The 24,127-nt window shown below is 55.6% G+C and carries 22 protein-coding genes and 8 pseudogenes; 18 read left to right on the forward strand and 12 right to left on the reverse strand.

Features of this window, described 5'->3' with window-relative positions; genetic code table 11:
• Positions 1–50 precede the first annotated feature (50 nt).
• The 3 genes and pseudogenes from ONZ54_RS04185 to ONZ54_RS04195 all read right to left on the reverse strand — a co-directional run.
• Positions 51–749: pseudogene (locus ONZ54_RS04185) on the reverse strand (IS3 family transposase); the annotation flags it as partial.
• Positions 750–1,478 (reverse strand): IS110 family transposase, encoded by a 729-nt coding sequence (locus ONZ54_RS04190; RefSeq protein WP_271787521.1) that lies wholly within the window; start codon positions 1,476–1,478, stop codon positions 750–752.
• 222 nt (positions 1,479–1,700) lie between these two features.
• Positions 1,701–1,961 (reverse strand): annotated as a pseudogene (locus ONZ54_RS04195) (transposase); the annotation flags it as partial.
• Positions 1,962–2,317: 356 nt separating this feature from the next.
• Here ONZ54_RS04195 and ONZ54_RS04200 point away from each other — a divergent pair.
• From ONZ54_RS04200 to ONZ54_RS04210, 3 genes and pseudogenes are all read left to right on the forward strand, one after another.
• Positions 2,318–2,506, forward strand: a pseudogene (locus tag ONZ54_RS04200) (IS3 family transposase); the annotation flags it as partial.
• A 503-nt stretch (positions 2,507–3,009) separates the two neighbouring features.
• The gene (locus ONZ54_RS04205; protein ID WP_271787522.1) at positions 3,010–3,726 is read left to right on the forward strand and encodes a winged helix-turn-helix domain-containing protein; all 717 of its coding nucleotides are present in this window, start codon (positions 3,010–3,012) and stop codon (positions 3,724–3,726) included.
• 178 nt (positions 3,727–3,904) lie between these two features.
• Positions 3,905–4,204 (forward strand): hypothetical protein, encoded by a 300-nt coding sequence (locus ONZ54_RS04210; protein WP_271787523.1) that lies wholly within the window; start codon positions 3,905–3,907, stop codon positions 4,202–4,204.
• 333 nt (positions 4,205–4,537) lie between these two features.
• Here ONZ54_RS04210 and ONZ54_RS23330 read toward each other — a convergent pair.
• Positions 4,538–5,395, reverse strand: a pseudogene (locus ONZ54_RS23330) (transposase).
• 705 nt (positions 5,396–6,100) lie between these two features.
• Here ONZ54_RS23330 and ONZ54_RS04220 point away from each other — a divergent pair.
• The 15 genes from ONZ54_RS04220 to ONZ54_RS04290 all read left to right on the forward strand — a co-directional run bounded on the left by ONZ54_RS04220 (position 6,101) and on the right by ONZ54_RS04290 (position 17,578).
• Positions 6,101–6,916, forward strand: coding sequence for a helix-turn-helix transcriptional regulator (locus ONZ54_RS04220; protein WP_271787524.1), 816 nt, complete (start codon positions 6,101–6,103; stop codon positions 6,914–6,916).
• A gap of 125 nt (positions 6,917–7,041) precedes the next feature.
• On the forward strand, positions 7,042–7,860 hold the full coding sequence (locus ONZ54_RS04225; RefSeq protein WP_271787525.1) for a T3SS regulon anti-activator ExsD domain-containing protein: 819 nt from the start codon (positions 7,042–7,044) through the stop codon (positions 7,858–7,860).
• Positions 7,861–7,871: 11 nt separating this feature from the next.
• Positions 7,872–8,297 (forward strand): YscB family type III secretion system chaperone, encoded by a 426-nt coding sequence (locus ONZ54_RS04230; RefSeq protein WP_271787526.1) that lies wholly within the window; start codon positions 7,872–7,874, stop codon positions 8,295–8,297.
• A complete protein-coding gene (sctC, locus tag ONZ54_RS04235; protein ID WP_271787527.1) occupies positions 8,270–10,123 on the forward strand; it encodes a type III secretion system outer membrane ring subunit SctC in 1,854 nt (617 codons plus the stop codon). Before ONZ54_RS04230 ends, sctC begins: the two co-directional genes overlap by 28 nt.
• On the forward strand, positions 10,120–11,421 hold the full coding sequence (gene sctD, locus ONZ54_RS04240; protein WP_271787528.1) for a type III secretion system inner membrane ring subunit SctD: 1,302 nt from the start codon (positions 10,120–10,122) through the stop codon (positions 11,419–11,421). Before sctC ends, sctD begins: the two co-directional genes overlap by 4 nt.
• Positions 11,384–11,587, forward strand: coding sequence for an EscE/YscE/SsaE family type III secretion system needle protein co-chaperone (locus ONZ54_RS04245; protein ID WP_271787529.1), 204 nt, complete (start codon positions 11,384–11,386; stop codon positions 11,585–11,587). Before sctD ends, ONZ54_RS04245 begins: the two co-directional genes overlap by 38 nt.
• 3 nt (positions 11,588–11,590) lie before the next feature.
• Complete coding sequence (gene sctF / locus ONZ54_RS04250) at positions 11,591–11,839, forward strand: type III secretion system needle filament subunit SctF (RefSeq protein ID WP_271787530.1); 249 nt, start codon at positions 11,591–11,593, stop codon at positions 11,837–11,839.
• Positions 11,836–12,189 (forward strand): YscG family type III secretion system chaperone, encoded by a 354-nt coding sequence (locus ONZ54_RS04255; RefSeq protein WP_271787531.1) that lies wholly within the window; start codon positions 11,836–11,838, stop codon positions 12,187–12,189. Before sctF ends, ONZ54_RS04255 begins: the two co-directional genes overlap by 4 nt.
• Positions 12,186–12,743, forward strand: a complete 558-nt coding sequence (locus ONZ54_RS04260) for a YopR family T3SS polymerization control protein (RefSeq protein WP_271787532.1) — start codon at positions 12,186–12,188, stop codon at positions 12,741–12,743. The genes ONZ54_RS04255 and ONZ54_RS04260 overlap by 4 nt, the downstream gene beginning before the upstream one ends.
• Positions 12,743–13,081 (forward strand): type III secretion system inner rod subunit SctI, encoded by a 339-nt coding sequence (gene sctI / locus ONZ54_RS04265; protein WP_271787533.1) that lies wholly within the window; start codon positions 12,743–12,745, stop codon positions 13,079–13,081. The genes ONZ54_RS04260 and sctI overlap by 1 nt, the downstream gene beginning before the upstream one ends.
• A gap of 6 nt (positions 13,082–13,087) precedes the next feature.
• Positions 13,088–13,825 (forward strand): type III secretion system inner membrane ring lipoprotein SctJ, encoded by a 738-nt coding sequence (gene sctJ, locus ONZ54_RS04270; protein ID WP_271787534.1) that lies wholly within the window; start codon positions 13,088–13,090, stop codon positions 13,823–13,825.
• The gene (locus ONZ54_RS04275; protein ID WP_271787535.1) at positions 13,825–14,451 is read left to right on the forward strand and encodes a SctK family type III secretion system sorting platform protein; all 627 of its coding nucleotides are present in this window, start codon (positions 13,825–13,827) and stop codon (positions 14,449–14,451) included. The genes sctJ and ONZ54_RS04275 overlap by 1 nt, the downstream gene beginning before the upstream one ends.
• Entirely contained in the window at positions 14,430–15,068 is a 639-nt protein-coding gene (locus ONZ54_RS04280) for an HrpE/YscL family type III secretion apparatus protein (RefSeq protein WP_271787536.1), read from the forward strand. Before ONZ54_RS04275 ends, ONZ54_RS04280 begins: the two co-directional genes overlap by 22 nt.
• Positions 15,069–15,164: 96 nt before the next feature.
• Positions 15,165–17,177 carry a patatin-like phospholipase family protein gene (locus tag ONZ54_RS04285; protein WP_271787537.1) on the forward strand — a complete coding sequence of 671 codons (2,013 nt, stop codon included), beginning with the start codon at positions 15,165–15,167 and terminating at the stop codon, positions 17,175–17,177.
• Positions 17,178–17,179: 2 nt separating this feature from the next.
• On the forward strand, positions 17,180–17,578 hold the full coding sequence (locus ONZ54_RS04290; RefSeq protein ID WP_271787538.1) for a type III secretion system chaperone family protein: 399 nt from the start codon (positions 17,180–17,182) through the stop codon (positions 17,576–17,578).
• A 128-nt stretch (positions 17,579–17,706) separates the two neighbouring features.
• Here the strand turns inward: ONZ54_RS04290 and ONZ54_RS04295 are convergent.
• The 8 genes and pseudogenes from ONZ54_RS04295 to ascS form a co-directional block, all read right to left on the reverse strand.
• Positions 17,707–17,886, reverse strand: a pseudogene (locus ONZ54_RS04295) (crossover junction endodeoxyribonuclease RuvC); the annotation flags it as partial.
• 2 nt (positions 17,887–17,888) lie between these two features.
• Positions 17,889–19,604 (reverse strand): annotated as a pseudogene (locus ONZ54_RS04300) (acyl-CoA dehydrogenase domain-containing protein); the annotation flags it as partial.
• Positions 19,571–20,126: pseudogene (locus ONZ54_RS04305) on the reverse strand (integrase core domain-containing protein); the annotation flags it as partial. The pseudogenes ONZ54_RS04300 and ONZ54_RS04305, both read right to left, overlap by 34 nt.
• A gap of 18 nt (positions 20,127–20,144) precedes the next feature.
• Positions 20,145–21,295 (reverse strand): annotated as a pseudogene (locus ONZ54_RS04310) (IS3 family transposase).
• Between the two features lie 19 nt (positions 21,296–21,314).
• Positions 21,315–21,608 (reverse strand): hypothetical protein, encoded by a 294-nt coding sequence (locus ONZ54_RS04315; RefSeq protein ID WP_271787539.1) that lies wholly within the window; start codon positions 21,606–21,608, stop codon positions 21,315–21,317.
• A 376-nt stretch (positions 21,609–21,984) separates the two neighbouring features.
• Complete coding sequence (gene ascU, locus ONZ54_RS04320; RefSeq protein ID WP_271787540.1) at positions 21,985–23,079, reverse strand: SctU family type III secretion system export apparatus subunit AscU; 1,095 nt, start codon at positions 23,077–23,079, stop codon at positions 21,985–21,987.
• On the reverse strand, positions 23,076–23,864 hold the full coding sequence (sctT, locus tag ONZ54_RS04325) for a type III secretion system export apparatus subunit SctT (RefSeq protein WP_271787541.1): 789 nt from the start codon (positions 23,862–23,864) through the stop codon (positions 23,076–23,078). The genes ascU and sctT overlap by 4 nt, the downstream gene beginning before the upstream one ends.
• Positions 23,861–24,127, reverse strand: a complete 267-nt coding sequence (gene ascS, locus ONZ54_RS04330) for a SctS family type III secretion system export apparatus subunit AscS (protein WP_271787542.1) — start codon at positions 24,125–24,127, stop codon at positions 23,861–23,863. Before ascS ends, sctT begins: the two co-directional genes overlap by 4 nt.

Genomic DNA, 24,127 nt, shown 5'->3' on the forward strand with positions numbered 1-24,127 from the left:
CCCAGCACGGGTCAGATTGGGCTGATGTTCTTGAGCATAATGAACTGAGTGTCCCAACAGTTGCCACGCCGACTCATGCTCTGGGTCATGCGATAGCGCCACAGTCGTTGCCGAAATGCCCTACTGCCATATTGGCTGCCTTGGTCGGAGTGAAACAACACACCAGAGGGGCAACTCCGCTGCTGATAGGCCATCTCCAGTGCTTTGATTGCCAGCTCTGCATCAGGCTTGTCAGACATTGCCCAGCCCACGACTCGGCGAGTATGGAGGTCAAGAACCACAGCTAGGTAATGCCAACGAGTACCTGCCCAGACGTAGGTGATATCACCACACCACACCTGATTGGGTTGCGGAACATCAAATTCGCGGGCCAGCAGATTCGGAATATCCGGTCGTTCAGATTGGCCAACCTTATAACGGTGTTCGCCCGGCTGTTTGGATGCCAGCCCGGCTTCCTTCATCAGGTTACGTACTTTGAATCGACCAATCTGATACCCCAACTCCCGCATCATCGACATCAAGGCACGGCTGCCTGCCGAACCCCGGCTCTCTTTAAACAAACGGCGCAACTCGCTGCGCCGTTGCATGCGCTCAGGGTTAATTGCTCGCCTGCGAGCCAGATAATCGTAAAAACAGGAAGTGGGAACATCGAAAGCGCAGCAGACCAGGGTGATAGGGGCTTGCTCCCTTAATCGGTCTATCAGCGCGTACGTGTGAACTCGTCCGCCATTAAGAGAGCAGTAGCCTTCCTAAGAAACACCCTCGATTGCCTGTAGGGTAAAACCAAATTCGGCGGCCCGACGGTGCAATCCCTTGACCACCCGATCGCGGTACTGCTGCTCGTAGTGATCGGCGCCAGGATCCTGATATTCCATACCAAAACGCATGGCGGCGAGCATCGTGGCATTTCGCTCTCCTGCGACAATGGCACGGATGATCCGCATACCGGTGGCGCCGGTGATGTCACTCACCACATGCTGTAATTGCAGGTTCATGTGAGTTAGCACCTTCTGCATGTGCTGGATATGGGCCGCAGCGTAATCGAGGTGACGTTCACGTAGCCGCAGATAACTGCGCAGCGCGGCGATCTCCCGCTCAGGATGGAAGCTGGCTCGCAGTAGACCGCAAGCATGCAGGCGCTGGATCCATTGCGCATCGCTGACGTCGGTTTTACGTCCAGGTACGGCCCGGGCATCCCGGGCGTTAGCCAAGATGACCTGTAAGCCATGGGTCTCCAGGATCTCGTACACGGGTATCCAGTACACGCCTGTTGACTCCATTGCCACGGTGGTGATCCCAAGCTCGACCAACCAAGTAGCCATACGCTCCAGGTCTGCCGTGAAAGCCTGAAAGGTTTGCACAGGTTCTTCAGCGAGCGCGGTGGGCACCGCAACCACATGGAACCGCGAGCCGATATCGATGCCCGCTGCGCGTGCATGGATGATCGGCAAACCGTGTTCAGTGTTGTGCTTTTTCATGATACCCCTCCATCACAAATAGTACCGGACGGGGACTCGGATTCGATCACATTCCTAAACGGGGTCACCAAGGTGCCACCACTCACGGGTCCGCAGCTTCCCCTGGGTCAGGTTTTTTGACGGGGACTCAGCCTCCAAAAAGCAAACGACCACTGTCCGGTGAGATCAGTGTAGTGGACGTGTTTCTAATTCCATGGGCCACGGAGTGCCGGGGAGGCGGTTTTTTAGTATGTCCTTTTCACGTTCGAGCTGGTTGATACGGGCTTCCAGCTCCTGAATTTTCTGCTGCTCCGGAGTCAGTGCTTTGCTGATTGGGGTTGTGCCACTGCGTTCGGATTGCAGTTGCTGAACCCAGCGACGAAGCACGGTTTCACCGACATCCAGTGAACGGCTTGCTTCGGGAACAGAATACCCCTGGTCGAGCACCAGGGATGCTGCTTCGAGTTTGAATTCGGCAGTAAATGAGCGACGTAATCTTGTCATTGAACACCTCAGGTCATGGTGGCGAAAAATGGTGTCCGGGATGATTAGACCACTACATACAGCCTTAAAATGAGGAAACTATTGGAGGTGTTATGACCCGTCAGTGTTATCCAGAAACATTCAGAATAGAAGCTGTGAAGCCACAGCCTGTATGCCTGGTTCAAGCAGCACGGTAAGCTAGCAGGAGGATGAAGCAATCATGGCTGGAAAGTGGTGCTATTTATGGTTACCGCAAGACAAATCGCGATCTCCCTAACTTGGGGGATGCCTGTGAGAAAGCCCCGAGAGTAGCGGTCATTTTGGGCTGAGGAAGTCATGGCTTGCTGGCTGATTTAGGCAACAACGCCGTCGTCTAAAGCTTTTTTCAGTTGCTCAAACGGGAGCGGATAAAGCGCAGGATTTACTCGACAAGAGGTGAAGCCCGCAGCGACGTATTTGATTATATGGAAATGTTTTACAACCCAATCAGGCGCCATGGTTCCAATGATGGGCTGTCGCCGGTAGAGCTTGAAAAGCAGTTCAATGTTCAACAACAGAGTGTCTAGAAAACCCAGGGCGATTCACTCAGATGCCGTTTTGGGGAGGGGTGACCATCCCATTAGCTATAGTCTGGTGCAACCTGCTGGCTCGAATGAAACATTTCATGGATATCGTGTCTCCTTCCCTTCCCTAGGAATCGCTATGGAACAGCGAAGGTGTAACACTATTAGGATCAGTTATTTAAGACCGGGGATGAAAACAGTGTGGGTCTCCAGCGAGTCTGTGGATGTAAATGAAAAGATGCGACCGAGTCTTTTTATTTGAATTCTGTTATATATTTTTACAATTTAGGGTTGACCCTAGAGGCACTCCTTGTATATCTATAATCGGATGGACTTGGTACACTGATAAAAATCCTGCTTTAGCAGGTATTCAGTGTTATGTAACATCGGGTTATTTTACAGTGTTAATTTTTACAGGCAGTGAAGTTAAGGTTGCATGCAATTTCACTCAATTTGCATGAAAATGCTTGAGTCCGCATGGGAACAATATCTAGTGGGTATGATATATGTCACAATGCATAGTAAATGTAGATAAAATCACTGGTTATGTTCATGCATATGATAACGAAATAATCGCAGGGGCAGGAAAGTTAAATGAAAATGAATTAAACGTGTTGTATGCGTTACATAATGCAAATGGATTAACTGTGGAGAGAAATACCTTACTAGAAATTGGGTGGCCGGGTAGGGTTGTTGGCCCCAACTCACTAAACATGGCAATTAATAAGATAAGAAAGTGCATCGCACTTGCAGCGAATGACGAAGATACCATATTCATTTTCACTGTACCTAGGCAGGGTTTTAAGTTGATCCCCGGAGTTATTTCATTTGTTAACGAACGAGAATTAATTTTACAAGAGGTAATACAGGGGGGCATTGTCAAAGAAGACTCAAGTAAGGCTGTTGAGAATTACGAGAAACCTAAAAAAAAGGCTTACCTAAAGGCTTGCATAGAAAAATTAAAACTAAAGATTTCAGTTTCTTTAGTTGTATTGTTTTCAGTTTTTTCTCTGTCTAGTGTTGCTGTGCTAGGAATTTATTGGTCAGATGTGGATTTATACTGCCACCTTGAAAATGGTCGTTGGATGTGCGGACTGGATAAAAATAAATGTAACGAAAAGAAATCAAACAGAGAAGTCGCAGAATTGAAAGGGGATGTCTATGTTTACGGCGAAGATTGTACAATTGAAAAATCGGTTAAAGTATCTGGAGGCAATAATTAAACGGGTGCTACTTTACTCTATTATCATCATCTTGGCCTTTATTTTGTACCCATTTATTAATGGGTTTGGATGTAACTTTTCGTTTGCAACTGAAAACGAACGTTTCAAAATTCACGGAGAGTGCAAAAACGGAATATTGTCCTACGTAACACTTTTTAAATCTACCAATATGCTCAGCATGCGTCAGAATTTATATGGCGTTGTTGGTAGAAAAGTAATAACAGTGAAGTTGGATCGAGCTATTTATGCATCTTCATCACCTAATCTATCGCAATTGTCTGTTGTATTTGATGAGTACAAATTGACATCAGATGTTTTTCGTTTTTATTACTGGGGACGTTCATCTGAAAATGAAAAATCAAAAAATCATGACCGGTGGTTTTTTCTTCAAAAAGTTAATGATGATTACATAGCATCACAAGTATTCACTATCGATGTTCCCTCATCAGCAAAACTAGCATTTATAGTGCCAGATTAGTCATAAAGGAGGGCGTTGTTGTCCAAATCAGCCATCGAGATTATAAATTTTTCTGTGTAAGTAGCGGTTAGTGGTGTTGTTTCCCAAATTAACTTCGCCTAAAGTGACTATTTTGGGGCTATTTGGTCTGATCACTACCATCCCCCCTTCAAGTCTGCATCATGGGAAGATTGCTTAATCCCATCCGCTGATGGAGGCCTCAATCAACAACGAGCTCTTTAAAGAGCCGTGCCTAAACCGGGTTTTCCCCATCACGGTCTGGCCCGTCTTGCCATCACTTAAGGCTTTCCTGAGCAATCAGTGGTGTTATCCCTCTCTTGCTGGCTCCGAATATTACGCATTCATCACTGATGCGTAGTATTCCTGGTTTTTGACCAATAAGGCCCACACTTTCCGTGCATTCTTATTGGCCAATGCTACCAAGGCAATGTTGTTATTCCGGCGCTCCAATAGCCTACTGGCCCAACCCGATATGGTATCCTGTTTACGTTTAACAGACTGTAAGAAAGCCTTGGCGCCATGAATAAGCGGGGTCTCAAATGGACGTTTCCACGTTTCCACGTTTCCACGTTTCCACGTTTCCATATCCCAAACAGCACTTGTTTACCTACACAGGGAATGCCGGCGTGGCACTAAGCCAAGCCAGGCTGCAAGTTGTCTGCGATTCTCGAAATTGTTGGCGTTGTCGATGATCGCAATCAACGCACTGGCGTTGATGGGGCCGATGCCCGGGATCTTACCAATACGCTGGCATAATGCGTTTTGCTGATGGCACGGTTCGATCTGTGTGTCGATTGTCGACATGACATCAAAAAAATACTCCATATGTTTCTGTAGCAAACTTGATTGAACCTGAAACAGGTTGGGTAACTGGTTCTCTGCGCCCTCCAGGCTCTCCGCTAACCATCGCGTAACCGTTCACCGAGAGTGGCTCCTGCATCAACAGCATCATGCTTGTTGGTTTTGGAGTCATCAGTTTGACGGTATGTCCCAGCCCTTGGAGCTTATTGGCCCAGAAATGTGCAGAGGCACAGGTCTCCATGCCGATCAAGCCGGGTGGGATATGGGCAAAAAGGAGGCTATTTGTGAACGCCGGAATGGCGTGTTGAACAACCGCTTACCGTGCTCATCCCCCCCGTGGACCTGAAATACCTCTTTTGCCAAATCGATGCTGATTGTCGTAGCCTTCATGGGGGTCACCTCCCATCAGTGGGAACGTACATTCGCCACTTTGGTACTCAGATGCCGTTTTGGGGAGGGGCAACCATTCAACATAAATAAAAATAATGCAATGCCATGGTCGGGCCAGCATCCAAATAGCTATTTGGATATGTTGGGGGGGGGGGCGATGTCAGTAATACAGCGCGAGATTCATGTGAGGTCATTATGTTTAAATAAAAATAATGCAATGCCATGGTGGGGCCAGCATTCAAATAGCTATTTAGATATGTTGGGGGTATTTTCGATGTCAGCAATACAGCGTGAGATTCATGTGAGGTTATTAGATTGAAATAAAAATAATGTATCGCCATGTGGTGATGCTTCCGAACAGTTGAGGTGGTAATTTGTTGTACAGCTTAATCAAGAGAAAGAGAAAGCAGATGGTATTGCGAGGCGGACTGCAGGTGTCTTACCTTGGCTATAGATATGGTAAAAGTGGCAGCGATAAGGGGATAGATGCGATAAATTTTGGATAAAGATCTTGTGTGAGTGATGCTATATGATTGTTTTCTCTACTTTTACTTGTTGTAGGCTATACGTTTATTTTAAATGTTGATTGAGTTTATATTCATCTATACAGGTTCAATATTCACAGTAAATAAAATAACAACATAAGACCCGCTTATAAAGAGGCGGTATCGGCGCTATACGACGTCGCAGTTTTAGGAACATAAAATGAAGAGTATTAGAACTCAAGAGAAGGGGGATATGACTCTCCTCAACTGGTGCATGTCTGCTTTTAGTATCATTGAACAGCGGCAGGAGGGAATATATATTATCCTGGAAGGAACGATGAGGTGGCAGGACTGCACCGATACCTACGAGGTATCCCCTAACGAAATGATATTCGTGAGTTGTGGTAGCTATGCTGTCTCGACCGGCGGAGAGCCCTGTCATCTGCTCAGGATACCCCTTTCTAAAGGCTTTTTGCAGGATTTTGTGCAGCGTTTCGGTTCAATGCTGAGTGAGATAAAGCGGGTCGAGGGGCGAGCATCTAGCCTGCTGCCGTTTCATGCATCCCCTCTGCTTACCCAGTCTATCCAAGGCTTGAAAGGGCTGATGGACCACAGGCATCCTCCCGAATTAGCTTGGTTACGAACTCAAGAGCTTCTATTTTTGCTTGCTTTTGAGAAACAGGGGCCGCAATTGATGTCCATTTTGCGCCAGCTGAGCAATCGTCAGGTCGAACGACTGCATCAGTTCATGGAAAAACACTATCTGATGGAGTGGTCACTCAGTGAGTTTGCCAAAGAGTTCGGCATGGGGCTAACAACATTCAAGGCATTGTTTGGCTCAATATATGGTGTTTCTCCCCGAGTCTGGATATGCGAACAGCGGCTCCTCTACGCTCATCAGTTATTATGCAATAGCGAAATGAGCATCGTCGATATTGCGATGGAGGCGGGGTTTTCCAGCCAGTCCTATTTCACCCAGAGTTATCGTCGGCGTTTTGGCTGCACCCCGAGCCATGCCCGTCATGACAAAGATTAAGGTCGGACTAAAATAATATGACGTTTTTTATAAGTCGCAGGGCGGGACAATGGGTAGAATAGCTAGCATACCGAAACATTATTCCATAAATTGCCCGCAGCGCAGCAAGATGAGCAAGGCATAGCATGAGTCAGCAAGATCACACATCATCCAATCAGGACCTCTTAGCAAGTCGCCGGGTTGCGGTTGTCCAGCAAGAAAGCATCAACCAGGCCCAACTGGTGGGGCGACAGTCTGTGCTCCGTTATCAGGATGCCGGCGTGATCAGCTCCCATCAGCTTGCGTTGCTGCAGCGTCTGCTGCCAAGAACCCGTGTGGAGCGACTGCTCGGGTCCATCTGGTTTCAGCGCCGTCTCGATATTGCGCTCGCCGTCTCGCGCGAGGAGCTGCAACAGCTGCTGCGCATCGCTAGCAGTGACCGCGATGATTGGCTGCAGCAGCTGGGGGATTGCATCAATCTGGCCGATCCGCAGCGGCTGTGGCATTCGGTGCTCTATCCCCTCCATCGCTGGTGGGTACAGCGTTTAGAACCACTCTATAGCGTCTGGCTCAACGAGTTGGATCAGCTGCATGTGATGCAATCTCAACTCAATGCCCTGTCGAAATTTTGGCAAACTGGGCTCTATATGCCCTCCGATCTCGAAAGCCGGATTGTCGAGCAGCTCGCCACCTTGCGCGAGCGCGAGCAGAAACTTGAGCAGTTGCAGGCGCAGTGCCAAGCTCGGCTGCAACAAGCCTGGCTGGCCTGGTACGCAGAGCTGGGCTCGCAGGTCACCATTGAAAGCTTGCAACCGGTGCCGCTTGAGCTGGAAAGTTTTTGGAAAGCCCTGCAGGCGCTGCCTCATGATGTCAGTGCCGCAGGTACTTTGCATGAGTTGCTGGTGGCGCGGGGCATAGCTCTCGCTAAGGATCATTTCTACTGGCACCCCCCGTGCCCTAGATAGCTTGAGGTTTTATGCAAAAGCTACTGAATCAATTGGCCGGAAAGCTTGGTCTAGAGCCTTTTGTTGCCGACGCACAGGGTAACTACTATCTGCGAGTCGATGACTATGCTCTTTTTTTGAGCCTAGTAAGGGGTGAGTTGCTGCTCAGCACCCCTCTCAACTCGACCCATAACAGTGAGGGTGATAGCCATGATCCTGCCTTGCTCAAGCGCCTGTTGCAACAGGTAGTGACTTGGGGGCGTCATACCCCGCATGCACTGGTACTGGATGGGTTAGGAAACCTGCAGTTGGAAGCCCGGTTAGCTCTGGAGTGGCTAGACGAAGCACAGCTGGAGCTCAGGCTCAGTCAGCACATCACCCTGCTGGAGCGGCTGGCGCCCCAGCTGACCGAGGTCGCGCTGGCCCCCCAATGGAGGCAGATGATATGGCAACCTTGAGCGTGCAAAGAGTTATCCGCCCGCTCTGCTGGCTGGCGCTTGCCATCATCGCCTGGCTGCAGCCACTGACGGCGCAGGAGCTGGACTGGGTGCCCATGCCCTACAGCTATGTGGCAGAGGGAGAGAACCTGCGGGATGTGCTGGTTAACTTCGGTGCCAACTACGAGGTCTCAGTGGTGGTCAGCGACAAGGTGAACGATCAGGTCAACGGTCAGTTCGAGCACGATGAGCCGCTTGCGTTCCTGCAGCAGCTTGCATCCCTCTACAATTTGGTCTGGTACTACGACGGCAATGTGCTCTACGTCTTCAAGAACAGCGAAGTGCAGTCCCGGCTTATCAATCTGGAACAGACCGGCGCAGGCGAACTCAAGCAGGCGCTGCAGCGCGCCGGCATCTGGGAACCCCGCTTTGGTTGGCGCCCCGATGCGAATAACAGGCTGGTCTATGTCTCCGGCCCGCCTCGCTATCTCGAGCTCATAGAGCAGACGGCCGTCGCACTGGAGCAGCAGTCGCAGTTGCGTAGTGAGAAGACTGGGCCGCTCGCCATCGAGATCTTTCCGCTCAAATATGCCTCCGCCACCGACCGCTCCATCCAGTATCGCGATACCAGTGTGGATGCGCCCGGTGTGGCGACCATTCTTGCCAAGCTGCTGAGCGATGCTGGCGTACAGATGGTGCTCGGGGAGGGTAATAAGGGGGCAGCAGTGACCTCCCGCGGGGCCATCGTGCAGGCTGACCCTTCCCTCAATGCGGTGATCGTGCGCGATGCGCCGGAGCGTATGGCGATGTACGGCAAGCTGATAGCAGCGCTCGACAAACCGGCTGCTCGTATTGAGGTGGCCCTCTCCATCATCGACATCAATGCCGAGGATCTCTCCCAGCTGGGAGTGGACTGGCGAGTGGGGATCCGCACCGGCTCCAACCAGCAGGTGATCATCAAGACCACCGGCGATCGCAAGGGAATTGAAGGTGGCGCAGCCCTCGGCAGTCTGGTTGATTCCAAAGGACTCGACTATCTGCTGGCCCGCGTCAATCTGCTGGAGAACGAGGGCAATGCTCAGGTGGTCTCCCGCCCGACCCTTCTTACTCAGGAGAATACCCAGGCGGTCATTGATCACAGCGAAACCTACTACGTCAAGATCAGTGGGGAGCGGGTGGCAGAACTTAAGGACATTACCTACGGCACCATGTTGCGGATGACGACACGGGTGATCCATATGGGTGACAAGCCCGAGATCAGCATGAGCCTCCATATCGAGGATGGCAATCAGAAGCCAAACAGCTCCGGTATCGACGGCATTCCGACCATCAGCCGTACCGTGGTGGATACCATCGCCCGGGTCGGCCACGGCCAGAGCCTGCTTATCGGCGGTATCTACCGCGACGAGATGAGCGAAAACCTGAGTAAGGTGCCTTTCCTCGGTGACATCCCCTATCTGGGGGCCCTGTTTCGCAGCAAGGAGACCCAGACCCGTCGTTCAGTGCGGCTCTTTATCATCGAACCTCGTCTTATCGATGACGGCATTGCGCACTATCTGGCCCTCGGTAACGGTCAGGATCTGCGTGCCGGAGTGCTCGAGGTTGATGAGATTTCCAATCAGAGCCTCTCCCTTGGCAAGGTGCTGAGCGGCGCCCAGTGCCAGAAGCTGTCTTCGGCCCGTGACTTGCAGCAACTGCTGCGTCAGGGGGGGAAGAGCTCCTATCTTACCCAGTGCCGGATGGGCAACGAACTGGGATGGCGGCTGGTCGAGATGAACAAGGATCAAAAATGTACGCCTGCTGCCAGCTGGTGTGAGCAGGCGGGTAACAGTGGTGCCACCCGATGAGCTGGAAGTGCCGCGTATATCGCGGGCTTAACCGCGGGGTGGAAGTCGCCTTGCCGGAAGGAAGGCTGGTCATAGGTGCCGACCCGCTGTTGGCTGATCTGGTGCTGGTGGACGAGGGGATGTCCCCCGAGCATCTGGTGCTGCTGGTGTCGGCCGAAGGGATCACCTTGCAAGGATGGGTAGAGGGTATCCTGCCGACTCAGGATGGCGTGGCTCTGGAGGTAGGGGCCCAGCTGATGGCTGGTTCTCGGCTGGAGGCTGGCCCTCTGCTCTGGAGCTTTTGCGACAGTAGCCGGTCGCTACCCGAACAGCTGGAGGCGTTGCCTGCTATTGCGGTAACGACATTCCCACGGTGGCGCGCTGCCAGTGCCGAATGGTGGCTGGTTGGCCTCTGTCTGTCACTGATCATTGCGGTAGTAATGATGCTTGGTCACGGCTGGTGGCAGGGAAGCCGCGAGAGCGATACTGCTCGCAGCGATCAGGAGCTCAAGCGCTTTCTCGCTGCGCCCATCTATCGCCAGGTGGTGCTCAACAGTAGTGACCCCGAACTTTGGCTGCTCTCGGGTTATGTGGATGAGAACGGTAACCGCCTAGCCCTGCAGCAGTATCTCGATGGCAAGGGGCTCAACTATCGCCTCGATCTGCGCACCATGGAAGATCTGCGTCAGGGGGCGAGTTTCATACTGCAAAAGCTCGGTTACGAGCAGTTGCAGATCCGCAATGGCAAGGAGCTCGGCTGGCTGCGTTTGAGCGGTGCTATCAGTGCTCAGGATGAGCGCTGGAACAGTATTGAATCCCTGCTCAAGCAGGAGGTGCCGGGGCTGCTTGGCATTGAAAACAGGGTTCAGGTTGCCGGCGCTCATCGCAAGCGACTCGATGCCATGTTGCAGGAGATGGGGCTGGCCGGTTTGCTGCGGGTGCGTGAAGCGCGCGACCGGATCGAACTGTCAGGTCAACTGGACGAGGCGAGGCTGGCTCAATTTCAGCAACTGCAGTTGCAGTTTCGCCGCGAGTTCGGCTCCAACCCTGTGCTTGAGCTGATCAACCAGAGCCGTACGCCCCGTCAGGATAAGCTGGAGTTCGAGGTACGCAGTGTCTCTCTCGGGCGGGTACCCTACGTCACTCTGGCAGATAACCGCCGCTACCCGGTCGGAGGGGTCACAGCCAACGGGATCCGCATCCTCTCTATCCAGCGTGAAGCTGTGGTGGTGAGCAAGGGCAAGCAACAATATATCGTCAGATTGAAAGGAGGCGAAAGCCATGATGACCAGTTTGGAAACGCAACTGTCCGGCGCTGATCCCGCCTTCGCCCGCATGCTGCAAGAGCAGCTGGTGCTGGCGCTGGGGGAGGTCAAGCGCCAGCTGATGCGCGGGGGATCTCCGCAGCAGTACCGGCAGTGGCAACAGGAAGCGGACGCCATTGAGGCGGGCATGCAGATACTTGAGCAAATCAGAGGAGCATAAGAGATGCCAGATATTTTTAACCCAGGGATTACCCTTGATAACGTCGCCAATAACCTGAAGGAGGCGGCCAATACAGCCAATGCCGATGTCAAGAAGTCGATTGATGAGCTGAAAACCAGCCCCGATGATCCGGCTCGGCTGGCCGAGTTGCAGCACAAGATCAACAAGTGGTCGGTGATCTACAACATCAGCTCCACCGTGACCCGCAGCATGAAAGACCTGATGGCGAGTATTTTGCAGAAGATTGGATGATGAACGCTCAACTCAAACGACAGCTGGCCGAGCTCGCGCTGGCCGGTACCGGACACCATTGCCACCAGGAGGCTGCCACCATCGCCGATTGGCTCGCAAGCGATCCGCAGATCAGCGAGTGTGTCACCTTGATCCGCTTATCCTCCCTGATGAACCGGGGGGATTACGAAGGGGCGTTGGCACTGGGTGAGGCGAGTTGCACTCAGGATCTGGAGCCTTGGCTCGCCCTGTGCGAATGGCGGTTGACGCGGCTGGATGCACTGCAGCTCCGGCTCGACCGCCTTGAGCAGAGCGATGAGATCGGCTTGCAGCAGTTTGCTGCCGGCATGCGAGAGCAGATCGTCTCATGAAAGTTGAGGGTAACGAACAAGGCCTCCATCCGCTTGCAGTGACGCCGCCGAGCTCGCCACCTGCTGTGGCAGAGCGGCAACATTTCGAGCAGCTGCTGGCAAAAGAAGAGGTGCGAGGCTCCTTGCTGACGCACTGTAAAGAGCTGGCGCAGTTGGAAGCTCTGTTCGAGGGGGGCTCTGCCGCCACCCGGCGTGAGCGCCTCTGGCAGATCTATCAGCAGGATGATAAGGCGGCCGGTGTAGCCGACCAGCTCTTCAAGCCGGTAGCGAGCAAGCTGGTTGAGCATTTCGGCGAGCGCCAGCTGCCGGTGGTGGCTGCTATCGACCTGCCAGAGCTGCGCGCCCTGATGCGGGAGTTTGATCCGCTCTCGTCACGACGAGAGACGGTGCTGCTCAAGGTGATGGCAGAGTTGCAGGGGGAGGGGCGCGGCGTATTGTCCGGTAACGACTATCTGGTCGAACTGGCCCGACGCGAACTGATGACCCTGATCCCGCACAACGGGATGGTCAACAATCTGGTGCGTTACGCACACAAACTGGATCTGGAGGAGTGATGGAGATAGCACAAAGCCTAGAAGCCGTGGTGACCAGCCTGGATGAGCTGAAAGCGGCGGATGTTCCCGATGCCCAGATCGCCGCCTTTGAGCAGGCGATGGGCAGTGATACCCAGGGGATTGGCAGTACACTGCTTGGCGAGATTGGTCAGATCAAGCAGCAGTTTGTCGAGGCCAAGCAGAGCCTGCAGGCCTCGCTGGCAACTCAGGTTGATGATCCCAGCAGCCTGATGCAGATGCAGTGGTCACTGATGCGGATCACCATGGAGGTGGATCTCATCGCCAAGACTGTGGGCAGGATGGGCCAGAACTTAGAAAACCTGTTGAAGACCCAGTGAGGTAGTGTGAAGAGAACGATGCTAATGGGGGTGCTGTGCACCTCGCTGCTGCTCAGTGGCTGCAAGGTGGAGCTCTATACCGGGGTGAACCAGAAAGAGGGAAACGAGATGCTGGCGCTGCTGCGTACCGAGGGTATCGCTTCGGACAAGCAGCCGGACAAGGATGGCAACATCAAGCTGCTGGTCGAGGAATCCGATGTGGCGCAGGCGGTTGAGCTCCTCAAGCGCAAGGGGTATCCGCGCGAGAGCTTCTTCACCCCGCAGGATCTCTTTCCCAAGGATAGCCTCATCTCCTCGCCGACCGAGGTGTTTGCTCGTCTCAACTACGCCAAGGCGCAGGAGATCTCCCATACCCTCTCGGAGATCGACGGCGTGCTGGTAGCTCGCGTCCATGTGGTGTTGCCAGAAGGAAACGAGGGGTTCGGCAAGAAGCCATCTCCCGCGTCGGCCTCGGTCTTTATCAAACATGCGGCGGATATCCAGCTAGACACCTACATCCCGCAGATCAAGCAGCTGGTCAACAACAGCATCGAGGGGCTCGCATATGACCGGATCAGCGTTGTGCTGGTTCCCTCGGCCGATGTGCGCCAGAGCCCCTTGATGCAGCGCAATACCACCCTCTTCTCCATCGAGGTGGGCGAGGGCTCCAAGTGGCGGTTGGGAGGGCTGATCGTGCTCCTATTGGCGCTGGTGGTGACCACCAATCTGGCCCAATTCATGTGGCACCGGCGTCGGAGTCGCTGATGGCGTTCGGCCTTACCCCCTATCAACTGCGCTTTTGCCCCGCCAGCTATCTGCACGATGATCACTTCCCCACCTCGTGGCGCTGGCTACAGGCGAGTGTGCCCGAGTGGCGCACTCTGCCTGCCTGCAATCAGGCCCTGCTCGACGAGCTGGCACTGGCTATCGACTACGAACTGCCCGCGCAGCTTGGCGGGCTGGCGCTCTTTCCGGCTGAGGTGCTTGCCCTCGTACTGCGCCAGCTCGGTGCCGTGCTACATGGCGAGGCGATCCGCCACTGCCTGCAAGCATCGGTGCTGCGCCAGATCATCGCCATATTGGGGGAGGAGGGGCACAGAGCGCTGCTTGCCCGACTCGATCTGCTGATTGGCCCCTGGCCTGCTGGCTGGCAGCAGCCGCTTCCCGCCATGGTGGACAGTGCCTCGCTGGAGGTGGTTGGCTTAGGATTCTGGCTGGCTGCAGCAGGGGCTGCTCATCCCGCCTGGGCCCGTCGCCTCGCACTGCGTATGCCCGTATCACCTCAGCGCCCAAGCTGGTCACTGGCTGATGCCGAGCTGCCGCTGGCGCGGGCACTCTGTCTCAAAATTGCCAAACAGGTAATGCCACAATGCTGCCATTTATTGAAATAAAGAGTGAACACCTGCAACTGGCTCCCGGTCAGCGGATCCTGTGCAGTAACGACTATCAGGCCTATCTGAGTGCTCAGGCGCTGGTCGATGCCGCCCGGGCACAGGCCGCCGACATCCTCGAGGAGGCGCGCGCCGTCTACCAAGAGCAGAAGCAACTCGGCTGGCAGGCTGGCCTCGAGGAGGCTCGCCTCGAGCAGGCAGTGCTAGTGCACCAGACCCAGCTACAGTGTCAGCAATACTACCGTACGGTGGAGCAACAGATGGGCGAGGTGGTGCTGCAGGCGGTGCGCAAGATCCTGCACGATTACGATCAGGTGGCGCTCACCCTCAAGGTGGTGCGCGAGGCGCTCTCGCTGGTGAGCAACCAGAAGCAGGTGACTGTGCGGGTTAATCCCGAACAGGTGCAGGCGGTACGCGATCAGATTGCCCGGGTGCACAAGGATTTCCCCGAGATCGGTTATCTCGAGATCTCAGCCGATGCCCGCCTCGAGCAGGGGGGCTGCATCCTCGAAACTGAGGTGGGGATCATCGATGCTAGTCTCGATGGCCAGCTCGACGCGCTCTCGCGGGCGATGGCGGTGACGCTGGAACGCGCCGATGTTCACGAGAGAAAATAAATTCCCGCATTGACAAAATCGCGGCTTCTGTTACCAAACGACCACTTGTTGCATCCCTATAATCGGGACAATCCCATCGTAACAAGGAGAAGCACGATGCAGATTCAGCAAGCCCCCCGTATTTCACAATCGACACACACGACAGCTGTTGAGCTGCAACCGAGCCAACCGCAGGAGAGTGCTCCCAGCCTTGTCGCGACACTGGGGGGCGTATCCGGCCCTCAGCTGGAGATTGTGAGTCATGCCCCATTGGCGGCTTCTGCCAAGAGCGATGTGATCTGTGAGGGCTGTGGTCCACGTCAGGTGACCATCACCCGTAAGCAGGATGGTTCGGCATCCGTTACCCTGGCACGCCCCCCGATCACCAGCCTGGTGCTCAGTGGTGGCGGTGCCAAAGGGGGTTCCTATCCGGGCTGCGTGCGGGAGCTGGAGGCGCAGGGGAAACTGGAGGGTATCCGCACTATCTCTGGCTCCTCGGCCGGAGCCATTACCGCAGCACTGCTGGCTTCCGGCATGAATGCGAGTGAGTTCAAGGCGCTCTCTGACAAGATAGACTTCATCAGCCTGCTTGATTCGCCGGTAAAGGAGATCAGCTTGGCCCAGCAAATGAGTGGCAAAGCAGGCAAAGCGATCGCAAGCGTGCTAGGAAAGCTGAAGCTGGGTAGGCTTGGCGGCTTCGTGCAACTGCTGAGTAACATCTTGCCGCGCCTGCAGTCGGACGCCGTCCCGCTCGAAAGGATAGTCAAGCAGGAGTCACGCAGTTCGGTTCTGGCGCAATTGAAGGCCCATCCCGAGCTGGCCACCAGACCCGACGTAGCAACCATTCGCCAGCGCCTCGAACAGGGTGGCGGTGTAACCTTCGGCGATCTGGCTCTGCTTGGTCGCCACATTCCGGCCATCAAGGAGTTGAACATAACGGGAACCGGCATGTTCGATGGTCGTCCCCAGATGATCCTGTTTAACGCCAGCCTGACGCCAGACATGGAAATTGCCCGCGCCGCGCACATATCGGGCTCATTCCCGGTGGTGTTCAGTCGCCCAGAGGAGCAGCACCAACCTTTCTTGGCGCAGGATGAGAAACTGTCATTGCAAGATGGCGGCGTCATGCTCAACGTCCCTGTGCCTGAACTTATCCATCCCGAGACCCGGGGCGCCACCATCGCCGAGCACGAGAACCTGATCCTCAAGTTTGAAAGTGAGAGCGGTAAACCGGCTGATCGCGGTACTCGCAAGGGGGCGATTAAAGACTGGATTGTGGGTGCTACGGCCGGCGCACGCTCGGCGCTGCAAACCAGAGGACTTGGCGGGTTTGCCGATCAAATCGTGACTGTCCCGCTTAAGTCCGAGCACGGCGATTTCAGAGGCACTTTCAGTGGCACCCTCAACTTCACCATGAGCGATGCTGACAAGCAGCATCTGCAGGAGCAGTTGGCTGACGTGGTCAGGCAACATCTGGAAGGACGGGAGATCAGCCGCAAGGATTATCAGTTCCAGGATCTGGAATCGGCGCTGCTGGCGCTCTCTGATCGGGATTTTGCCGCGGTGGCCGAAGAACGTACCCCAGATGTTCAGGCGACGGCCCTTTTTCGTCAGGCAGCTCAGGAGCAACTCTCTGTGCTGGTTGCATCGGTGTTGAATCAGGATCGCTCGGCGCGACTCGATCTCTCTGGCCCGCTGGCTCAGGCACTGGATCAGCTCGGAACGCTCGCAGACTCTCCTGCCCGGCAGCAGTGGCTTGCCGCTCAGTTCAATCAGGCAGACAACCCAGCACTTGCCAGGTTGCTCGATACGCCGAGCCCGACAGGGCGTTTCGCCGCGCTGGATCTTGGCAAGGAAGAGGCCAGTCGCCGTCAGGTGGCAACGGTCGCTAACAACATCATTCATGAGGTGATCTACCCCTCCCTGTTCCGCCCCGGTCAGCCGGACAGCAATGTGGCGCTACTGCGTAAAACCGAGCACGCACTTGTCGGCGCTACCACGCCGGCTGAGGTCAATGAGGCCCTGCGGGAGCTGGCTGATAACTATGGGGCCCGCAATAAACCCTGGAGCAAGCCTCTCTTCTCCTCTACCACGGTTACTCAGGCTCGCTCTTGGATGATGAGGGAGTAAATATGCTGATTGATTGGTTGGGTTCGCTGGGATTGGTTCTGCCCGCTGCGGGTGAGTGTCGGGTGATCAGGTTTGAGGATGAACCAGAGCTATGGCTTGAGAAGATCGACGGGCAATATGAGCTGGCACTGCCGCTGGCACCGCTTCCCTCCAAGATGCTTTCCGGCGTCATGCTGCTGTTGTTTCAGGTCAACAGCCCACTATCTACCTTGCAACCGGCCAGACTGACGGTGGATAGTCGAGGGTATGTGCTGTTATGGTGCCCCCTTGATGAGCATGTGGATCCAGAGGCATGCCAAGCTGCCTGCGACAAGCTTCATGCCGGCTACCACGAACTGCTGCCCTTGCTACAGGCTCAGGAGGAGATTATTCCGGTGCGCTTGGGGAGTATGTTCGTCTAGCCAAACGCAGACAGTCAATTCAAGCGCTTTCGCCTGTAGCAACCTTTCGGCTCGCAGATTGGCCAAACAAAACCGCCCCGGTTATCCGGTGAAGTGAACCCCATTTATTTATCGAGAGCGGAGGGATGGGCCATAAAGACCCGCTCGATGGCAAACTCGGTGGGTTTGAACTGGGTGATGATTTCGCATACCCCGTCATAGACCTGCTTGAGGCGCTCCGGCAGCTCGCCGCAATCGGTGCGGATGCAGCCAGAGCCAAGGTATTCGGCCTTGCCGCCCAAGACCCGGATAACCCCGTATCCGGTGATCCGAGCACGGCACCCACCACCTTGTTCGGGAAGTTCTGGAAGAAGCCCTCGAACGCTTTGCCAATCAGGTAGAGGTTGCGCTCCACCGCGTACTGCACGAACGGCAGATCGGAGACCATTCGGCCCTGATCCTCGTAGTGCTTGAGTGTGGCGGAGGCCAAGTAGAGGTGGCTCAGCACGTCACTCAGACGGGCGTAGATCATCTCCTTGTGCTTGAGATCGCCACCCAGCATTAGCATGGATACGTCGGTGCAAAGTGTCAGCCCTTTACTCATGCGGGACAGCTGCTTGTAGTAGCGGGCAGTTTCGCCAGCCACCGGTGCACTGTTGAACTGCCCCAGGGGCAGCCCCTGGAAAAGGGCGCCGAAGAAGTTGCTAGTGCCGAAGGCGATGTGCTTCATCAGCAGGGCGTCAAACTTCTCGAGACCGCGCTCCACGTCGGTGTCGGCGGCCGATTCAAGATCGGCAAATACTTAAGGGTGGCAGCGGGTCACCCCCTGACCGAAGATCATCAGGTTACGGGTCAGGATATTGGCCCCTTCCACAATGATGGCGACCGGAATGCCCATGTAGGCGTAGCCGGTGTAGTTTCTCTGGCCCAGCTGGATGGCACGACCGGCGTGGATGTCCATGGAGTCATCCATTATATGGCGGGCCATTTCGGTCATGTGGTACTTGGAGATCGCGGTGACGATGGCCGGTGCCTGACCCAAGTCCAGCGAACCGGCGGTCATGCGACGGGCCCCTTCCAGCTGATAGGTCAGGCCGCCGGTGCGAGCCAGTACTTCCTGCACACCTTCAAACTTGCCGATGGACATACCGCACTACTTGCGCCCGCAGGCGTAGGCACCCACGGTGCGGCTCGCCATGTGACCGAAAGCGGTACCTAGGGCAGTCAGCGAGATGCCGCGACCGGCGTAATCCGGGCCACCGATGATCCAGTCGGGTGGCATGAATATATCCTTGCCGAAGGTCGGGCCGTTCAGGAACGCCAGACCCATGGGGTAGTGGCGATCGCCAACACGCTCGTCTGGGTGGCTGGTGTGGATGAGCGCGCAGGTGATGTTGAGATCTTCCTTGTCACCCAGCAGTTTCTCAGGGTCGTAGAGTTTGAATGCCAAGCCAAGCTAGGTGGCGCGCAGCGCTAGGTGATGTAGCGCTTGTTCCATTTGAGGTTAGCATCCAGCACCTCTTTGCCATAGGCCAGCCCCGGCAGCCAAAAATCTTTCTGGGCATGGGTACCGTAGTGCATCAGCAGCTCACCCGGACCGAGGGAGTTCGGCGCCATGACGGTGCCCGCGACGCTCAGGCTCTTGGTGGCGATGCGGGTGATGATGGTGGAGTTGGCAATCGCTGAGAATTTGCGGCCGCCGTAGGATTTCGGGATGATCAGGGAGAAGAAGTCTTCCTTCTTCAGATAGTCCCAGACCTGTTCCGACAGGTCTTTGGTTTCGTTGACGATCTTGAAGTCGTCAACCATGGCGAGCAGGGTTTCGACCTGATTGTCGATGAAAGCCTGCTTCTGCAGTCATCTTGGCCTTGCCGTAGCTGTGCAGCTTTTTCCAGTCGGGGTTACCACGAAAAAACTAGCCATCCCACCATATGGAGCCGGCCTCCATGACCTCCCGCTCGGTGGCCGACAAGGGCGGCAAAATCTTCTTGAAGATGCCGAACACTGGACGGGTTAGCTGTGTAAACCCACCAGGTTGTTCACAGATTGAAGACGACTGATGGGGGGCTGGTAGCCCAAACTTGCATGAGGACGATGCCAGTTGTACTCATGTAGCCACGGTTGCAGGTGTTCTGCCCGTTGCACTGATGAGTCATAGCTCCGTGCATAAGCCATTCACGTAGCGCTGTCTGAATGAAGCGCTCTGCTTTGCCATTCGCTTGGGGTGTGTAAGGTTTGGTGCGCAGGCGCTTGAGCCCCAAGCGACGACACAGCTTCTGGAAGCGTTTCGACCGATAACTGGCGCCATTGTCAGTGAGTAGCCGACTGAAACGAATACCGAGCCCGGCGTAGTAGCGAAGTGCTTGTAACAGCGCCAGGCAGGCACTGCGTCCTGTTTCATCAGGATACAGGGCGCTGAATGCCACACGGGAGTGGTCATCAACCGCCACATGCGCATACTCCATCCCGCCCCCGGAGAGTCCTGGCGGCGGTCACCCGTCACCCGATGGCCGGGCCGATGGAAACGCCCCAACTTTTTGATGTCCAAATGCAGCAAGTCACCCGGTTTTGAATCGCCCCGGATTTTCTAGACACTCTGTTGCTGAAAAATAAATTGCCTTTCAAACTCTACCGGCGACAGCCCATCATTGGAACCATGACGCCTGATTGGGTTGTAAAACATCTCGATATAATCAAACACATCGCTGCGGGCTTCGTCTCTTGTCGGGTAAATCCTGCGCTTGATCCGCTCCCGTTTGAGCAACTGAAAGAAGCTCTCGGCGACAGCGTTGTCGTGACAGTTGCCACGTCGACTCATGCTGCAACTCAGGTTGTGGGCCTTCAGAAAGTCCTGCCATTCCCCACCGGTAAACTGGCTGCCCTGATCCGAATGCACCAGTACCTGCTGCTTGGGCTTGCGCCGCCAGACGGCCATCAATAACGCATCAACCGCCAAGTCTGCCGTCATGCGTGGCTTCATCGCCCAGCCGATGATCTGGCGAGAGAACAGGTCGAGCACCACCGCCAGATACAGCCACCCTTCTTGAGTGCGGATGTAGGTAATGTCAGTCACCCAGGAGATGTTGGGGGCTGGCACCTTAAACTGACGTGCCAGCGTGTTTGGGGCAGCCTGTGGGCTCTTGCCTCCATAATGCCCCTTACGGCGTTGATAGCCCGTTTGCGAACGCAGCCCTTCCCGCTTCATTAATTTGGCCACACGGTGCTTGCCGCAGGCTTCCCCCAAGTCACGAAGATCGCGATGGATCTTGCGATAACCGTAGACAGCACCACTTTCCAGCCAGGATTGCTTGACCAATCTGGTCAATCGTTCGTCCTCCTGCTGCCGTGGCGACGCGGGCTGTTTCAACCACGCATAGAAGCCACTTCGGTGAACCCCCAGGGTCTGGCACAGGGTAACTACACTGTACCGGTCGAGTCGGGAGGTTATGAACGCGTACCTTTCCTTGACTCGCTGGCAAAGTACCCGGCGGCCTCCTTTAAAATGTTGCGCTCCTCGGTGACTTGGCGCAGTTCGGCTTTCAGACGGCGTATCTCGGCTTGCAAGGCAGACTCTTCGTGCTGCTGGTCAGCGGGCTTACCGTACTGCTTGAGTCAGGCATACAGACTGTGGCTGGATACCCCGAGTGCTCGTGCAACATCAGCCACAGGCCGCCCGCGCTCGGTGACTTGTTTAACCGCTTCTATCTTGAATGTTTCTGGGTAACGCTGACGGGTCATAACACCTCCAATAGTTGCCTCATTTTAAGGCTGTGAGGTGTCTAGGGAACTGGGGGCGATTCATACCTCGGTCGATGCGGCAACCTGTCAGAGTGAGCTCGAGCGGGATGCGTCCCGCCTTGTGAACCTTTTTGACCCGACGCAGCAGCTTGAGGGCCTTGGCTCTGCTGCGTTGATCCCCGAATGGATGGGGCTGTCTGGCCCGCAATGAGAGGTGGGTCATTATCTTCGGCGCGGTGGTGTGGTTGAGCTGACCGATGGCAGCAGTTATCTGCCGAGGGGACAGGGTGTTGTAATCATGCAGATCGTGCATGGTTGGACTTCCTTCAAATGCAAAAAGCTCCTCAGCGTGAGGGGCTGTACGGGGTCGGTGGTTGGCTGTGTTCGGGATAACGGCTGGAGTGAGCACAAGGGCTCTGGGACGCTTCGTCAATTATCGAGGAAGGGTAATTGTCGTCTTATCGTTCTCAGTCGAACTGGGAGAGACCTGAGCCTACAGCCAGTGCTTGAGGCGGTTGATGTCTCGCTGATAGAGGTGACGGTGGCGGTGCTAAATCACCCATTCGGCAGCCGCTTCCTGCAGGCCGTGGTCATGGTGCGGGGCAGGACCAGATTTGTCCCGTCCCAGTTATCCAGGTCCAGCACGCCGGAACGCGCCAGACTCACCAACTGCGTATCGAGCTTGTGGGTCAGCTCCAATGCGATGAATTCTTCAATATGGGCTCGGAGACTGGAGATAGCAGCCTCTGGCGCGACTGCTCCAGCCAGCGCAGTACCTCGGCGATCGCCTCGATCTGGTCGGCGGGGATGTAGTTGTTGATCAGCGCATCGCGATAGAGGGCTCGGGCCAGCGGGATGCGCTGCAGCACCGGGATACCCTCCTCCTCGGCAATCTTGCGCACCTGCAGCGCCTGGGCATCGGTGAACTTGAGGGTGACCACCGGCAGCGGGGTCTCCCCCCGCTCGTAGCGAATGCCGATGGCGATATGGGTCGGGTTGGCGACGATGACCGAGGAGCGCTTCACGTCGGCGCGCATATTGCTTGATTGCAGCTCCTGATGGAACTGGCGGCGCTTGCTCTTGATCTCTGGGCTCCCCTCCATCTCCTTGTGCTCCCGCTTTGCCTCATCCTTGCTCATCTTGAGCTGCTTGATGTGCTGGTAGTGCTCGAAGGCGTAGTCGGCGATGGCGATCACCACAAAACCCATGGCGCAGACCGCCATCAACTGGCCCAGCATGCCCCCCAGCACCGGAGTGATGCAGCTCATGCCACAGCCGGGCAGTTGCAGCATGGCCTGCAGATTGCCCTCGATGGTTACCCACACCAGCAGGCTCAGGAGGCTCACCTTGAGCAGGGATTTGACGAACTCCATCAGGCTCTTGATGGAGAAGATCTTCTTGGCCCCCTCCACCGGATTGATCTTCTTGATGTCGGGTTTGATGGACTCACCGCTCAGCAGAAAACCGTACTGGGCGAAGTGGGAGGCGAGCACCACCAGCACCGCGACCGCCAGGATCGGTATGCAAAGGTAGGCCATCTCCTGCATCAGGTTTTCCACCACGTGGTTGAGCGCCTGACTAAAGGGGAGGTTGAGGTGGGATTCCGGGATCAGCATCAGCTTGCCCAGATGTTCGAGGTAGTAGTCGGACATCGCCATCAGCATGCCTACCAGACTCAGGATTATGGTGGTGGAGATCACCTCCTTGCTCTTGACCACCTGCCCCTTCTGCCGGGCATCCCGCAACTTTTTGGGGGTGGGTTGTTCGGTCTTCTCGCCGCTCATCGCGCCTCCAGAATGGGGATCAGCAGTTGCAGTGGATCCAGCACCGTCAGCACCTGCCAGTAGGCGTGATCCATCATCAGCTTGATGTAGATGACCAGCAGCAGGCTGGCGACGGCGCTTTTTATCGGCATCGCCAGTACGAAGACGTTGAGGGAGGGGGCGAAACGGCTGATGAGGGCCAGCCCGAACTCCGCCAGAAACATGGCGATCAGCAGCGGTGCCGCCAGCAGGGCGCAGAGTAGCAGCATCTGGCTGAACTGGCTGTAGAAAAAGCTCACCCAGAGATCTCCGATGGCGGGAAAGAAACGGGTAACCGGCCAGCTGGCATAGCTCTGGAACAGGGCCGAGAGCAGGGCGAGAAAGGCGCCGCCGGCGAAGAAGAGAGTGATCAGGGTCTGGGTCAGCAGCAGACCGGTGGGGCTGGTCTGGCTGGCGAGGCTCGGGTTGAAGAGCGACGCCATGGCCGCACCGCGCTGGTTATCCACCAGAAAGCCGCTTGCCTCGACTGCCCAGAAGGGGATTGCGGCGACAAAGCCGATCAGCAGGCCGAGCAGCACCTCCTTGGCCACCAGCAGCGTCAGATCGAGGGCATTGATGGCAGGGGGCAGAGTGTCAGCCACCATGGGGTAGGCGAACAGTGCCAGCGAGCAGACCACGCCGTTGCGGATCATCGCTCCCCCCAGCATCTGCTTGCTCAGCACCGGTAGCATGACAAAGCAGCTGATAAAGCGCGGCAGCAGCAGGGTGTAGGCCAGCATCTGGCCCTGCAGGCTCTCGATGGTCATTGGATCTGCGGCACCTTGAGCAACACCATGTCGGCAAAGCTGTAGAGCTCGTTGCCAAGCCAGGCGGCGGTGGCAAACAGGGTGATCACCACGGAGATAAGCTTGGCGACAAAGCCCAGAGTCTGCTCCTGGATCTGGGTCAGTGCCTGCAGCAGAGAAACGAGTGTGCCCACCAACGCTGCCACCAGCACCGGCGGCATCGAGAGGATCAGCACCAGCCAGAGGGTCTGGCTGGTGAAGTGGAGAATATCGGCGTGACTCAT

Source organism: Aeromonas salmonicida (assembly GCF_028355655.1).
In the GTDB taxonomy this organism is placed as follows: domain Bacteria; phylum Pseudomonadota; class Gammaproteobacteria; order Enterobacterales; family Aeromonadaceae; genus Aeromonas; species Aeromonas salmonicida.

What these genes read in the sequence shown, in the direction of transcription:
- ONZ54_RS04260 (WP_271787532.1), top strand. Translation starts at nt 12,186, where the DNA reads ATGAAAGTTGAGGGTAACGAACAAGGCCTCCATCCGCTTGCAGTGACG.
- sctT (WP_271787541.1), bottom strand. Translation starts at nt 23,864, where the DNA reads ATGACCATCGAGAGCCTGCAGGGCCAGATGCTGGCCTACACCCTGCTG.
- sctC (WP_271787527.1), top strand. Translation starts at nt 8,270, where the DNA reads ATGGAGGCAGATGATATGGCAACCTTGAGCGTGCAAAGAGTTATCCGC.
- ONZ54_RS04275 (WP_271787535.1), top strand. Translation starts at nt 13,825, where the DNA reads ATGGCGTTCGGCCTTACCCCCTATCAACTGCGCTTTTGCCCCGCCAGC.
- ascU (WP_271787540.1), bottom strand. Translation starts at nt 23,079, where the DNA reads ATGAGCGGCGAGAAGACCGAACAACCCACCCCCAAAAAGTTGCGGGAT.
- ONZ54_RS04205 (WP_271787522.1), top strand. Translation starts at nt 3,010, where the DNA reads ATGTCACAATGCATAGTAAATGTAGATAAAATCACTGGTTATGTTCAT.
- ONZ54_RS04290 (WP_271787538.1), top strand. Translation starts at nt 17,180, where the DNA reads ATGCTGATTGATTGGTTGGGTTCGCTGGGATTGGTTCTGCCCGCTGCG.
- ONZ54_RS04315 (WP_271787539.1), bottom strand. Translation starts at nt 21,608, where the DNA reads ATGCACGATCTGCATGATTACAACACCCTGTCCCCTCGGCAGATAACT.
- ONZ54_RS04255 (WP_271787531.1), top strand. Translation starts at nt 11,836, where the DNA reads ATGATGAACGCTCAACTCAAACGACAGCTGGCCGAGCTCGCGCTGGCC.
- sctI (WP_271787533.1), top strand. Translation starts at nt 12,743, where the DNA reads ATGGAGATAGCACAAAGCCTAGAAGCCGTGGTGACCAGCCTGGATGAG.
- ONZ54_RS04210 (WP_271787523.1), top strand. Translation starts at nt 3,905, where the DNA reads ATGCGTCAGAATTTATATGGCGTTGTTGGTAGAAAAGTAATAACAGTG.
- sctF (WP_271787530.1), top strand. Translation starts at nt 11,591, where the DNA reads ATGCCAGATATTTTTAACCCAGGGATTACCCTTGATAACGTCGCCAAT.
- ascS (WP_271787542.1), bottom strand. Translation starts at nt 24,127, where the DNA reads ATGAGTCACGCCGATATTCTCCACTTCACCAGCCAGACCCTCTGGCTG.
- ONZ54_RS04190 (WP_271787521.1), bottom strand. Translation starts at nt 1,478, where the DNA reads ATGAAAAAGCACAACACTGAACACGGTTTGCCGATCATCCATGCACGC.
- ONZ54_RS04285 (WP_271787537.1), top strand. Translation starts at nt 15,165, where the DNA reads ATGCAGATTCAGCAAGCCCCCCGTATTTCACAATCGACACACACGACA.
- ONZ54_RS04225 (WP_271787525.1), top strand. Translation starts at nt 7,042, where the DNA reads ATGAGTCAGCAAGATCACACATCATCCAATCAGGACCTCTTAGCAAGT.
- ONZ54_RS04230 (WP_271787526.1), top strand. Translation starts at nt 7,872, where the DNA reads ATGCAAAAGCTACTGAATCAATTGGCCGGAAAGCTTGGTCTAGAGCCT.
- ONZ54_RS04280 (WP_271787536.1), top strand. Translation starts at nt 14,430, where the DNA reads ATGCTGCCATTTATTGAAATAAAGAGTGAACACCTGCAACTGGCTCCC.
- sctD (WP_271787528.1), top strand. Translation starts at nt 10,120, where the DNA reads ATGAGCTGGAAGTGCCGCGTATATCGCGGGCTTAACCGCGGGGTGGAA.
- ONZ54_RS04245 (WP_271787529.1), top strand. Translation starts at nt 11,384, where the DNA reads ATGATGACCAGTTTGGAAACGCAACTGTCCGGCGCTGATCCCGCCTTC.
- ONZ54_RS04220 (WP_271787524.1), top strand. Translation starts at nt 6,101, where the DNA reads ATGAAGAGTATTAGAACTCAAGAGAAGGGGGATATGACTCTCCTCAAC.